The following is a 12,578-nucleotide window of genomic DNA, read 5'->3' on the forward strand; positions in this document are numbered from 1 at the left end:
GAAGCTATTCTCCCGCGGACGGTATCGGAAGGATCCGATCCATGCGCTAACGCGCCGTGCGCGCCGTCATGCGCGCGTAGATGTCTTTCCACGTATCGAGGGGCAGCGATCGGTAAGCCGCCTCGATCCACTGCTTGACCGCTCCGCCGAAACGGGCCGGCCGGTAAAGCAGCACCAATGCCGCCGTCGCGGCGGCTGCGCGATCCGCCGCTTCGGCCGCTTCTGCCAACGCGCGGGTGAAATCGCTCGGATTGGCGCTGCCCCACGCGCCCGCGACGATTTCGCCGCGGCTCGCGAGATGCTGCAGCAAAGCGTTCGCCTCGGCCCGTTGCGCGTCGCTGCCGGCCTCGAGCACAACCGCGATCGCGCGCTGCAAATGATTGACCTCGGCTTGCGGCAAGCCCGCGATCTCGATCAGCACGCCATGCTTGGCCCGCCCCACTTCGTCGAGATGCCGGGCACCCGAGGATAGGGGGACGCCCAGCATGCCGAACCCGTCGTCGTCGACCTGAGTCATAGTCCGCTCGCTCGCCGAGGCCGGCCGATCGTCAATGCGCGGCCGCCGGCAGCGCGTTGAGGTTGCTCGAGCTCGCGCCCATCGAGCCGGCGGCCGAATTCATGATGTAGCCCACCATGCCGAGCGCCGGGCCGCCCAAGCCGTAACCGAAGATCGAGCCCGTCGTGACTTGTTGATCGCCCTTCGACTTCTTGATGCCGTTGTTCACGCCGATGCCCGTGCTGACGATGCCGCCGCCGTAGAACGCATAGATGATCATGTTGTAGACCGACGCCATGTCGTTCTTCAGGCTCGTCGCCATGCCGCCGAGCGTGCTGCCGCTCGACTGCGCGTGGGCCAGGCCGGAGAACACGAGGCTCGTCACGATGAACAGCATCAGGCCCGTCAACGCGAGCTGCTTGTTCGACAGCCGCGTTGCACTCGGCAGCGAGGCGTGCCACAGCGCCGTGGCGACGAACAGAACGGCGGCCACCGCAAGCGGCATGTCCGTCATCATCAGACGGCCGATGCCCGCGAGCATCATGGCCCCCACAATGAACGTGCGCGCGTGCTCGGTCGCATACAGATGCAGGCGAGCGAACGGGTGGATGAGAATTGCTTGTGGCATGAGGTGGTTGCTCCGTTAGTTGAATGAACTGATGCCGAGTGTTCCCTGGAACGCCGCGAGTGTTTCGTTGATGTTGACGAGCGCCGCGCCGCCCAGGATGTGGATAAAGCCCTTCCAGGCGTAGTCTTCATACCCGCCGCCTACACCGCCGCTCGATGCCTTGCGCAGCATCGTCCAGCCCTTGAGCGCGTACCACCAGCCGAAGGTCGAGACAATCGTGAGAATGGCCGCGATCACGGGCGCGAATTGGCCTGCTGAGGAAAGGTTCACATACGCGATGAAGTCGCCGTAGGACGTATCGGTCTGGCCCATCGAGCCGAGCGTGCTGTCCATCGTGCTCGCGAAATTGACGATCAGCGCACCGATGAAAAACGACGCGAAGATGCTTTGCCCGCTGACGTCGATGCCGGGCGAGGCCGACTTGCGAATCGCCTGACGCAGCGAATTGCCGCAATAGAGAATCCCGATGCCGATCGCCAGCATCTGCGCCAGATCGCGGAACGCAAGAATGTCGTAGGAAATGCTCGTGACGATCGTGGTCAAGTCCATTATTGAATGACCCCGGCCGTCGTCACGATTCGGTAATTGTCGGGATCGATGCGCACGACCTTCGCGGTGCCGATGACGTCGCCGACCGCGACGACTTGCTGGCGGCCGCTCTGTTCGTCCTCGATCCAGCCCTGCCCCGGAATGACCTGCTTGATCGAATACCCGGCGAGTACTTCGGCTTCCGGGTGCTTGCCGTGCTGTGCATGGCGCGCGGAGTGACGCTTGCCCGCGTGCCTCGCCACGGATTTCGCCGATGCGGGCGCACCGGCGCTCGGCGTCGTATCGGCCACCGCAGCTTGTGTGCCATTCGACGTATCAGCCGTGCTCGAATCGGTCGAGGTGTGCGCGCCCGCAATCAAGTTCGTCGAAGCGCCGCTCCGCGAATGCTCCTTCGCGACACGTGAACCGCGACTCAGATGTTTGGCCGTGCGATGAACGGGCGCACGAACCGGAGCGGGCCCGGCGCCGGTGACACCATCGCGCCGTTGCAACGCATCGACCTCCGCCTGCAGCTTGGCAATCTCGACGTCTCTCGGGTCCGGCGCAGGTGCCGCGTTCATCGCCAACGAGGACTCTGCGACAGCGGGCGCAGTCGACCCAGTCGCCAAGCCACCCAGCGGAGCCCCGTGCTCAACCGAAGTTTGGATCAATGAGGCAGAACCGGGGACGGCTGCGTTACCGAACGTCGGGGCCGGAGATGGCGACGGGGCCGTGGGCGCGGCTGCCGCCGGTGCGACTCCAATCGCTCCACTGCGCGACGCGACGTCGCTCGGCGCCCCGCGGGGCGCCCCCGGCACAGCGCCCGTCGACGCAGGCATGGCTGCATTGGCGAACAAATCGCGGCTGCTCTGCTGCGACGGAACAGGCCCGATCGGCTCCGAGGCCTGGCCCTGCATTTGGTTCGGCAACGGCGGCGCCGAGCCACTCGTCAGCATCCCGCCTTGCGGTGTCTGCTGCGTAATGGCCGTGCCGCTGGGCAACGGCGTATCGCCGGCATCGGGTCCCCCCGTACCGCTACCCGTCATCCCCGGCGACGCGGCGTATTGCGGATGCGCGCCGAAGAAATGCTGATATCCGGCGCCCAGCACCACGAATGCCACCATCCCGCCAACCAGCAACAGCGCCTTCGGAATAGGCTTTTTGCGCGGCGCCTGCGGCTCGTGAGCCTGCGCCTCGTCGCTGTCCGCCGCCATCCCCGAATGGCCCTCGTCGAAGTGAGAATCGAGCGACTCCTCGATTGCCTCGACGTCCAGCACGCTGGAAAAGTGATCGTGTTCGTTCATGATGGCCGGAGCGTTTTAGTTCGTATCGAACATATTATACGTAAACATATCGACGTGACGACATCTATTTAGAGGACGACATCGGCCTTGAAAAGAATGATGAGCGGCGTATTGGCCTCGACGTGGCCGGTTACCGGCGGGACTGCCGAGACCTCCCGCTGAATGACGCCTTGGATGCCGGTCATGCCGCCCGAGACTGCCGCCCCTTCGAGTTGTTTGGGGCTCGGATTCGGGTTTTGAATCGTCGTGGTGCCGCCGAGCAAGTTGTTCGACACCGTTGCACCGGCGTTGCTGTACACGCTGCCGGCTGCGCCGAGCGCCCCCAGCAATGCGGGCACCGCGACGCGCGCCATCAAATGGTGGTCCATGTCGGCCGGCAATGCATTGCTCAGCGTTTGATCGTTCAGCGCAACCGCCGTGACCGGGACGGTTTTGCCGCCGCAGCGCATCGAAGTGAACGAGGCTGTCACAGTATCGCTGCTCAGCTTGCCGTTGCCCATGAGCTCCGCCCCTTTGCAAGGTCCTTGGTCGAGCACCGCGAGGATATCGGAGGGCGTATCGGTGTCGATCGCGTTCTCGAGATGGGCGTAAAAGCGATCGCTGGAATGAATAGTGGCCGGCTTCGTCTGCGCCGCCGCTACCTGCGCGGGACTCGCAGCGGCTGCCGTTACGCCCGTGGCCGACGCGGCGGCCTGCGCTTCCTTCTGCAAGCCGAGCACTTCCTGCGATTGCGGCGGGGTATCCCATTGATTGACGAGCTGCTGCACTTGCAAGCCGACGCCCTGCGTCGGCGAAGGCAGACTGGGCAGCGGCTGCTGAGCAGGCGCCGTTTGTCCCGGCGGAAATCCGTTCGGATGCTGATAGTCGATCTTTTCCGGCTGCGCCGCAGCTTGCGCAGAGCGATCGGCCAGTGCCGTTTCGATTTGCGCATTGCGATCCGAAAATGCGGGGATGAATGTCGCCCCGGTTTGTTGCGCTTGAGCCAGCCCTTCCTTGTTCGCTTGGTTGAGCGATTGCGAGTAGCGCTGCGTTTCCGCCTGCGGCGTGCCGCCTTGCGCACTCACAACCGGCACGTCCACATCGGGTGCCTTGCCGGAGCGGTGCTTCATCGCGAAGAAAGCGACGGCCACGCAAACCGCCGCGAGTGTGACGATGACGGCAATGACCTTGGCATTGCGCAGAAAACCCGGGTGCATCTTACGGCGCTGTTCATCAGCCATCGGCTACTCCAAATCCAATACGACGTTGCGGCTCATGCCGTTTTCGCTGACCGTGATGACCGGCGTGCACGGGATGTCGTAAACATGCGTACCATCCGCACCCGTCAGCGCGCCGTAATACGCCGGGTCGCTCAGGAACAGGCTCGTTCGCACCATGATGTGCTCGCCGATCTGCCATGCTGTCATGCCGGAAGGCGGATTTTCGATCTTGATGGGCTTAGCGCCGGGCGTACCGGTGCCGTCGAGGATCGCTTGCATGCTGTCGCCCGGCAAGGAAATGGCCGGAGTCGCCTCCACCGGCGCTTGCGCGTTCGGTCCGCGCCGCGGAATGCGAATGTCCTGTCGATAATCGGTCTCGCGTTGCCCCGCGATCATTTTGACGACGACAGGAAACGGCAAGCCCTTAAGAAACACGGCCACGTCGCCCTCGACGTAAGTGCCGTCCGCAGTGATGGTGATCGTCGGGACGCCGGGGACCGGCCGCAGCACTTCGAAGCGGCCCTTCGCCATATTGTCGACCTCCGTGATGTCCCACGGCTCGCCGGCATTGTCGATGAACGTCACTGCCGAACCGAGATCGCTCACGCGTACGATCGGCGGCGGAGCGCCCGGAGACAGGTCGACGGTTTGCACGGAGTACACCGGTTTCGGTGGCCGCGTCGGACTGGCCGATGCGGCCCGCTTCGCTTCGTCGATGCGCTTGCGAAGCGCACGGATCTGATCGGGCGTCAACGGCGTGATGAGATCGACCGCGGCATTGAAGTTCGTGTCCGATTGCGTGAGCGGCGGCAATGGGCGCGGGGCGTTCGGGTTGGCATAGACGCTGCCGGCGGCACCGGGCCCAGCGGGCCGGGCCGCACGCGCCGCTTGCGCATGAGCGGCATGCGCGGCGCCGAGCAGCGGCAACAGCACGGCCAAGCAAGTGGACCTCCAAAACGGGCTGCTCATCGATGCCGCCTCAAAACGGATTGCCCGTCACGACCGCGTACATCCGGCGCGTATCCATGATTCCCGTGAGCCAATCTTGCGCGCGCCGATTCGGCGCGCTCTCCCACAGCTCCTCGAGTTCCTTGCGTGTCGCGATGAACGGATCGATCAGTTCGAACTCGAGATGCCAGTCGGTGCCCTCAACGCTGGCCAGCGGGTGAGTGCCGTCCTTTTCCTTCGATTCCGCAGCGATGTCTATCGCCGTAGGAAAGGGTTTGAAGCCGTCAGTCATGCCGTCACCTAATTGTTTTGACCGTTGCCAAGGAACTGCAGCGCCGTCGCGGAGATCCCTTTGGGATTGTCGACAGTCGGCACACGCTGGATGTGCATCTCGACGATGTAGCTGTAGGAGCGACGCTCCGTCTGGTTCACGAGCGTGATGGCAATCGGCTGCTGTACCGTCCATTTGTACCCCTTCGGATCGTGAGCGTCGATCGCGGTGATCACTCCCGCCCCCGTGGCGACGGCCGACGACACGAGCCGCCCGTCGCGAATCTTCGACAGCAGATTGCTCTTGTCGAACGCCATCATCAGCGCGTGGAAGCCTTCGTCGGTATAGCAGTCGTGCAACGATTCGAGCTTGCTGCGCAACTGGTCCGCAACGAAATCGAGGGAAAACGATCGCGTCACGCAGTTCTGTACGAACTGCGTCACTTCCTCGGGCGAAACGAGCGGATCCGACAACGGCGAGAGCCGCGTCATTCGACCGTCGGGCGTGATGGCGAAATAAACGGGGGACACATTGCGTGTCATCAATACGACGTTGGCGCAGATCGATACTAGTAAAGCAATCCCGAGTATCAGCGTCGTGCCGAGCAACTTAGGCCAACTGAACTTATAGAGGAACGTCTCGGAAACGAGCCGGACGGCGGGATGGACTTCGAGCGCGCTGCGGGCCGTAGCAGCGGCATTGGCTTTAGGCGAGGACATGTTCGCCCTCCCCCAACTGAAAGCGCTTCGGGTACAGCAGATGGATTTCGCGCAGGCCCTCCCGGGCGAATTCCGTATGCAGCACCTTAATGCGATCGAGGAGGCGACGCGCACTTTCGAACGTTTCGAGTTGATTTCGCGTATTAGACGGCTGCGATGCGCGCACGCAATCGACGTTCGTCAACACTTCCACTAGTCTTGCTGCGATCTCGGCGCTTGGCGTGGCGCCCTGCTCGACCCTCGTCAAATACGAGCGCGAGATTTTCGCCTGCTCGCAGATCTTGTTCGTATCCAGATTGTGGACGATTCGATACGCCTTGAGCAGCGTAAGTGGTCTCGATTCTACGCTCATTTCCCCGGTTACCATTTCTATATCGTTATAACGGTACGCAATTATGAGGTCACTTTTTTTTGCCTGTCAAGCAATTTCAACCGGTCAAGGGGCGTTGCACTTTGTTACGCACGATCGCATGGCACTCACCGTCAATTTGAAAGCATTGAAAGAAAATTGGAATGTTGGTCCTTCCGCTAAAAATTTCGTATGAACCATAGCATACGGACTTCTCTTGCATTCGATTGGTTTCGTATGATAGCCTTTATACGGAATTTAGATACACCCCGGGTACTTGGGCGTTTTCAAGAGAAAAGAGCATCCTCATGCAATTGGTACGAGTTGCGGTTTCAGTGCTGGCCTGCGTGCTCGCGGGCTGTGCGACCCAGACCGAGCCGGTCGACCCGACAGGGCGCATGCTCGATTCGCAATTGAACGATTCCGCGCACCGGATCGATACGCTGCTGGGAGACATCTCGCGCGCCGGCGGCATCTCAGCGGTCGCGCCGCAGCATGGCGTCGTGCTCGTCACGGGCGATTTCATCACGGTCCGCTGGAACGGCGACGCGCCCGAAGTGCTGCGCAAGATTGCCGAGGCAAAAGGCTTGAAATTCAGTATTTCGGGCAAACCGGTCGCTGCGCCGATAGCCATCGACGCGACGAACACGGATTTCGTGTCGGTGCTGGAAAACATCGGAACGCAATTGGGCGCACGCGGCGACGTCATCCTCAAGAGCGATTCTCTCGAGCTGCGCTACCGTGCGATATAGGCTGCCCTCGTCCGTCCTGGCCCTCGTGCGCGTGTTTGCTTCGTGCGCGCTCGGTATGGCCTGCGCACACGCGCTGGCGGAAGACGGCGCGCCCGATACGTCGCACATGTCGATCCAAGACATCGCGAATCTATCCGCCGATAGCGCGCCCGCGGCGGCTGCGATCACGCCGGCCCGCGCCGATGCGCTGCGCGAAGCCGCGCTGCCGCTCGGCAGCCACAAGGGCCTCGCCGATCGATCGGCCGAACTCATCGCGGCGCTCGACGCGCGCGCCTCGCGGCTCGACACGATGTATCGCTTCGGCGCGCTCATGACGCGCAAGGGCGTGCTGCCGCCCGTCATCACCGAAGCGCGCGATGCCGTGGAAGCAAGCAACGATCAGGTCCGCCGCGCCGATGCAATGTACAAGATCGTCGTGCCCGCACGCTTCGCCGCCATTCCGCCCTCGTGGCGCGATTACCTGTACGTCGGCCTGCGCATCAAAGCGCAAGTCGACACGCTCCCGTTCTCTTCGATGCTGCCGAAAACGGCGGCCGAGCGCGCGTACTGGAAGCAAGAGGTCGACCTCGGCTATGCACAGGGCCGCGCGCTTGCCGATCAGATTCTGGAGACGAATCTTGCCCGCTTGAATCGCGATTACACGGGCATGCTGCGCTACTCCGAATTGCTCAACCGCGGCATGGTGTCGGAGCCGGAAGTCGCGGTGGCGCCTCGCATCGTCTCGGGCGATCGCAATCACATCGACGTCGGCGACACGCTCTATCGCGTCACCGACCATGGCGGCTTCGTGACCGATCCGACGAAGTGGCAAGCAAGCGTCACGGCACCGGTACCGGCATCGGCACCGGAAGCAGCAAGCGCGGAGAACATCAAATGAGCAACGGGCGCGCTGGGTGGCATCACCGGAGATTTTACGAATGAAAGGGTGCGAGATGCACAAGACACGGATCGTCGCGACGCTGGCGGTGGCGAGCATCGGCCTAACCTGCGCCGCCACGGCGCGGGCCGGCTTCATCAACGAAGCACCGGTCGAACCGCCGCCGGCAACGGCTTCTGCTTCGGCCGCTGCGCCTATGCCTACGCCCGACGTCACAGTCAAGCCGTTGGACCGGACACCCCCGGTGTCCACGGGCAAGAAGGTCACGGAGATCGGTTTCAGCCCGAACGACCTCTACATGCCGCGAGGGCAAGGCCGCAACGTCGCCTTGTCCGACATGCTGCCGGTCGTCGTGCCGCACGACTACCGCGTGGACACGACCAACGTGGACACGACGTTACCGGTCACGTGGAGCGGCGGTTTGCCGTGGGACACGGTCTTGACCAATGCGCTCGCACCGTTGTCGGACGTGCACGTGACTTTCGACTGGAACGCCCACACCGTCGCGTTGTATCGCGGTGCGGCACGCGACGCTTCGCCCGCGCCGGCCGCGGCATTCGCCCCCGCGTCGTCCCCGGCGAGCGTCGCGCCCCCCACCGAGAGCTGGATCGTGTCGCCGTCCGACAGCACGTTGCGGCATGCGTTGGCGAAATGGGCTACGCAAGCCGGTTGGCAATTGGTATGGGATGCATCCGTCGACGTTCCGGTGACGGTCAGCGCGACGTTCGACGGCGATTTTCGCAGTGCCGTGAAAGCGCTCTTTTCGTCGTTGTCCGCGGCCGACGTCAACCTGAGCGCCCTCATGTACACGGGCAATCACGTCCTTCGAGTCACCGAAACCGGCCAGCGCGCGCAATAAACCAAGGAACACGAAGAATGACGTCGAATGTGAAACGAAGCCTTGTACTTGCGATGATCGCGTTGCTCGCCGGTTGCGGGACCGTCATGGAGCGCAACCAGATCCGAAGCGACTACACCCAAGGCAATCAAGCCGTGGGCGATCGCATGACGCAGCTGCGTCAGGACGATCAGCAGAAAGCGGCCGTCGTGAGAGAGATCAACGGCGTTTGGCTCGGGGAAAAGACCGTCAAGGTGTCGCGCGATGCCGAACTGCCTGCCGTCTTCAGCCAGCCGATCCGTTTTGCGTTTCCGGGGCAGCCGACGCTCACCGTCATCGCCGATCGCATCAGCAAAATCGTGGGAATGCCGGTGCGGGTCAGCGCCGATGCATTGATTCCGATCGAGATGTTCTCGGCGCAGCGCATGGGCACGATGATGGGCGGCATGATGCAATCCGGGGCCGGCGGTCTAGCCGCGGCAAACGGCGTGCGGCTGCCGGCGGGTGTAGCGATGCCTCTGCAGTCCGGGCCCATCGGCCAATACGCGCCGAGCATGTCGATGATGGGCAGCTATCAGTCCATGGCTCCCGCAAGGTCGTTCATCATCGACCAAACCACCCCGTTCGGCGGCACGTTGAGCGAGTTGCTTGACCAAATCTCGGACAAGTTCGGGGTCGGTTGGGACTACAAGGACGGTGCGATTCTGATTTCGCGCCTCGTCACGCGCACTTATCAAATCGCATCCATCACGGACACCAACGACGTCACCGCCACCATTGCGAAGACCGCGTCGACGGGAGACTCGTCAGGCGGCGGAGGAGGAGGCGGCGGTAGCAGCGGCGGAACCGGCAGCATCACAACGCAGGCCGGCAGCGCGTCGTCGTCGTCCGACGTCTCGTCGAAATTGAGCGCGTCCGTCGACGTGGTGAAGGATCTGAAAGCCTCCATCGAAGCCGCGCTGACGCCGAACGGGATCGGCAAATATTCGATTTCGTCGTCGGGCGTCATCACCGTGACCGACACGCGCGAGGTTCAAGACCAGATTCGGGACTTGGTCGAAGCCGAGAACAAGTCAGTCGGGCGTCAGGTGCGGATGCGGATGCAAATCGTGGACCTGACCGCGACGACGAACAACGACATGGGCGTCGATTGGTCGTGGGTGATCAATCAGGCCGCGAAGCGATGGAATGTGAATTTCTTTTCGCCGGCCGGCCTGCCCGGCGGCTCCACCGGGTTCGGCCAATTGGGCGTCATCCGCAACGGCTCCAACGGCTCGTCGGCGCAAACCTTTCTACAGGCTCTGGCGAGCGTCGGAAAGGTCAACATCCGCAAGGATGAGACGTACACGATGCTGAACAATCGCCCGCTGTCGATCGCCAACACCGAAAACTTCATTTATCCGGCGCAATCGACGGCAGCCGTCACCACGGCGAATTCGACCACGTCTGTGCCCGGCGTCGAGCCGGGCGAACTCACGACGGGCACGTTTTTGAATATGCGCGCGTCGATTCAACCGAACGGCTCGGTGATCGTGCAGTTCTCGATGGACGCCTCGCTGCGCGGCGACACAACCACGTTCAGCGCCAACGGCATCACGTTGCAATACCCCCAATCCACGGCGAATCAGTATCAGATCTATGCGAGCGTCGTAAACGGCGAGACTGCCGTGCTGGCGGGCCTCGACGACTTGCAGCAGCAGTCGACGGACAAGTCGCTCGACGGAACGCTCACGCCGCTCCTGGGCGGCGGGATTTCCACGTCCACGACGCGCCATGCGGTGCTGGTGCTGCTCACGCCTCAGATCATCGAAGGGGTGAACTGATGTCCGCCGCGATCCCCGTTCCGATTCCGGGATTCGGCCAGGCGGTCGCCGGCCTGGACTGGCTGGAGTTGCCTGGCCTGGACGGCAAGAGCACGGAAGTCAAGCAGCTCGGCCGGGGCGTCAATGCGGCGTGGCAATACATCTGGAGCGTGAAGGGGAAAGACGGCGAGTACGTTGCGTTCGTCTCCAAGGGCGAGGTCAAGAAGCGCCCCGCGGCCGCCGCCGCATTGGTTCGAGCGGCAATTTCGGAGGACACCTATCTCACCCTGGTCGATTTGGGCGAGGGACGCTTATGGGTGTTCGCGGTGTCCGACGGCATGCCCGTGAACAGGATGGATCGCGTCGCCGATGCGATCGATTTGATGGGTCAGGTGCGCGACTTCCTGACGTCGCTGCCCGATCCCAGCAAGGCGCCGATCTATACCGACAAACCGGAACTGTTCGAAACGCTGCCCTACGGCCTCGATATTCGACCCTTCTCGCTCGAGATTCTCGGGCATTCGATCAAGAAACGAAACTTCTCCAAGGCGACGTTCGCGCGGCACTCGACGATTCCTGTTGCCGGAATCGTAGCCGTCGCATTGTTGGCTTCGTTGGCTGGCGGCTATGCGTACTACCAGGACCAAGCCGACGACGCGGCGCGCAGACACGCGGCGCTGTTGCACCGGCGCCAGCTGGCGAAGCGCAAGAAAGAACTGGCGAGCCGGGTGGGCGCGGCCATCAACGCCGCCGCTCCGGCCCGGATCGTGGTGCCGGCGTACGTGGACGCATTGCGCGACGTGCCCGCGCTGATCTCGGGATGGCGGCTATCGGCAATCGAGTGCGAAGGACCCGACTGCACGTTGACCTACAAATCGCAGGCATTCGCCACCTGGAACGGCTACCTCAAGGCCAAGCCTGCCGACTGGCCGGCGCCCTCGCTCGACGGAGACATTCAGCGAGTCGTGCAAAGCGTGCCTGTGCATCTCCCCTCGATCGCGCCGCGCGTCGCGCACGCGCTCACGCAGCGCGACAAAGTGCAGCTGGACCTGGGCAATCTCGCCCAGATCGCGAGGCCTCTGGGCTTGACGGTCACGCTTCAAGGCGGCTGGGACAGGGTAGTGGCGAAAGCGACGAACGTCGACGACAGCTGGGTGCCCTTGAGAACCGGCTTTAGCGCCACGGGCTCCGCCGTGCTGCTCAAGGACCTGGCGCTACGCCTGCCAGCCGATGCGGGCGTGCGCAGCGTGTCGTTCAAGCTCGACGAAAAAATGACTTTTGACCTGAAAGGGGAAGCGTATGCGAATCCGTGACGTTGCTGTCTTGATGCTGCTCCTGCCGACGCTCGCACGCGCCGGCGATGCGGCGCCGACCGACACCTCCATGGATACGTTCGGCCAGCTGCTCGCGAAGCAACAGCAGCTGATCGAATCGGAAATGGACGCGAAGATTCGCGCTAATCAGGCCCAGGCGACCGGCGCGCCCGCGCCTACCGCCGCGACGCCCTTGCCCGGCGTGAAGCAGGACGTGAACGACAAGGAACCGACCGTCGAAGCGATCTGGGGGTTGGTCGGCAAGGAAGTGGCGGAGGTCAACTACAAGGGCCGCAGCATACCCGTCTCGATGCAGGAACCGTATATCTCGAAGATCGACGGCTGGAAGCTCGAAAGCATCCAACCGTACGCAATCGTCTTGGTTCGCATGAGCGGCAACCGGGTCATCCAGCGCAAGTCCGTGATGCTCGATTGGCAAGGCAGCGGAGGCAGCGAGGTCGCGACGTCGTCGCCGGCGATGCCATCCATGCGATCCATGCCGATCGTGCCGCGGCCGATGGCGGCGCCGGCAGCCGTGCGCTGACTCGAGGGAG

The 12,578-nt window shown here is 63.0% G+C and carries 15 protein-coding genes; 6 read left to right on the forward strand and 9 right to left on the reverse strand.

The window, feature by feature from the left end; genetic code table 11:
* Nucleotides 1-46: 46 nt before the first annotated feature.
* The 9 genes from DWV00_RS10690 to DWV00_RS10730 form a co-directional block, all read right to left on the reverse strand.
* The gene (locus DWV00_RS10690; protein ID WP_115533547.1) at nt 47-517 is read right to left on the reverse strand and encodes a hypothetical protein; all 471 of its coding nucleotides are present in this window, start codon (nt 515-517) and stop codon (nt 47-49) included.
* 31 nt (nt 518-548) lie between these two features.
* The gene (locus tag DWV00_RS10695) at nt 549-1,124 is read right to left on the reverse strand and encodes a hypothetical protein (RefSeq protein ID WP_115533548.1); all 576 of its coding nucleotides are present in this window, start codon (nt 1,122-1,124) and stop codon (nt 549-551) included.
* A 15-nt stretch (nt 1,125-1,139) separates the two neighbouring features.
* Complete coding sequence (gene traQ / locus DWV00_RS10700) at nt 1,140-1,673, reverse strand: conjugal transfer protein TraQ (RefSeq protein ID WP_115533549.1); 534 nt, start codon at nt 1,671-1,673, stop codon at nt 1,140-1,142.
* Nucleotides 1,673-2,956 carry a hypothetical protein gene (locus tag DWV00_RS10705; RefSeq protein ID WP_115533550.1) on the reverse strand — a complete coding sequence of 428 codons (1,284 nt, stop codon included), beginning with the start codon at nt 2,954-2,956 and terminating at the stop codon, nt 1,673-1,675. Before DWV00_RS10705 ends, traQ begins: the two co-directional genes overlap by 1 nt.
* A 68-nt stretch (nt 2,957-3,024) precedes the next feature.
* On the reverse strand, nt 3,025-4,176 hold the full coding sequence (locus DWV00_RS10710; protein ID WP_115533551.1) for a DotG/IcmE/VirB10 family type IV secretion system protein: 1,152 nt from the start codon (nt 4,174-4,176) through the stop codon (nt 3,025-3,027).
* A 3-nt stretch (nt 4,177-4,179) separates the two neighbouring features.
* Nucleotides 4,180-5,124: a DotH/IcmK family type IV secretion protein gene (locus DWV00_RS10715; RefSeq protein WP_115533552.1), complete on the reverse strand. Its 945-nt coding sequence runs from the start codon at nt 5,122-5,124 to the stop codon at nt 4,180-4,182.
* 10 nt (nt 5,125-5,134) lie between these two features.
* The gene (locus tag DWV00_RS10720; protein ID WP_115533553.1) at nt 5,135-5,395 is read right to left on the reverse strand and encodes a hypothetical protein; all 261 of its coding nucleotides are present in this window, start codon (nt 5,393-5,395) and stop codon (nt 5,135-5,137) included.
* Nucleotides 5,396-5,403: 8 nt separating this feature from the next.
* Nucleotides 5,404-6,093 carry a DotI/IcmL family type IV secretion protein gene (locus DWV00_RS10725; RefSeq protein ID WP_115533554.1) on the reverse strand — a complete coding sequence of 230 codons (690 nt, stop codon included), beginning with the start codon at nt 6,091-6,093 and terminating at the stop codon, nt 5,404-5,406.
* A complete protein-coding gene (locus tag DWV00_RS10730; RefSeq protein ID WP_115533555.1) occupies nt 6,080-6,445 on the reverse strand; it encodes a helix-turn-helix domain-containing protein in 366 nt (121 codons plus the stop codon). Before DWV00_RS10730 ends, DWV00_RS10725 begins: the two co-directional genes overlap by 14 nt.
* Before the next feature lie 305 nt (nt 6,446-6,750).
* Between DWV00_RS10730 and DWV00_RS10735 the strand changes: the two genes are divergently transcribed.
* Genes DWV00_RS10735 through DWV00_RS10760 form a run of 6 tightly spaced genes read left to right on the forward strand, consistent with a single transcriptional unit; the run spans nt 6,751 to nt 12,568 of the window.
* Nucleotides 6,751-7,194, forward strand: coding sequence for a DotD/TraH family lipoprotein (locus DWV00_RS10735; RefSeq protein WP_115533556.1), 444 nt, complete (start codon nt 6,751-6,753; stop codon nt 7,192-7,194).
* A complete protein-coding gene (locus DWV00_RS10740) occupies nt 7,184-8,071 on the forward strand; it encodes a type IV secretory system conjugative DNA transfer family protein (RefSeq protein WP_147297870.1) in 888 nt (295 codons plus the stop codon). The genes DWV00_RS10735 and DWV00_RS10740 overlap by 11 nt, the downstream gene beginning before the upstream one ends.
* Before the next feature lie 40 nt (nt 8,072-8,111).
* Entirely contained in the window at nt 8,112-8,930 is an 819-nt protein-coding gene (locus DWV00_RS10745) for a toxin co-regulated pilus biosynthesis Q family protein (RefSeq protein WP_115533558.1), read from the forward strand.
* Between the two features lie 17 nt (nt 8,931-8,947).
* Nucleotides 8,948-10,732 carry a hypothetical protein gene (locus tag DWV00_RS10750; protein WP_115533559.1) on the forward strand — a complete coding sequence of 595 codons (1,785 nt, stop codon included), beginning with the start codon at nt 8,948-8,950 and terminating at the stop codon, nt 10,730-10,732.
* Entirely contained in the window at nt 10,732-12,024 is a 1,293-nt protein-coding gene (gene pilO2, locus DWV00_RS10755) for a type 4b pilus protein PilO2 (protein ID WP_115533560.1), read from the forward strand. Before DWV00_RS10750 ends, pilO2 begins: the two co-directional genes overlap by 1 nt.
* Nucleotides 12,011-12,568: a hypothetical protein gene (locus tag DWV00_RS10760; protein ID WP_115533561.1), complete on the forward strand. Its 558-nt coding sequence runs from the start codon at nt 12,011-12,013 to the stop codon at nt 12,566-12,568. Before pilO2 ends, DWV00_RS10760 begins: the two co-directional genes overlap by 14 nt.
* Nucleotides 12,569-12,578 lie beyond the last annotated feature (10 nt).

The sequence above is a fragment of the Trinickia dinghuensis genome (assembly GCF_003367175.1).
GTDB classification, from domain to species: Bacteria; Pseudomonadota; Gammaproteobacteria; order Burkholderiales; family Burkholderiaceae; genus Trinickia; species Trinickia dinghuensis.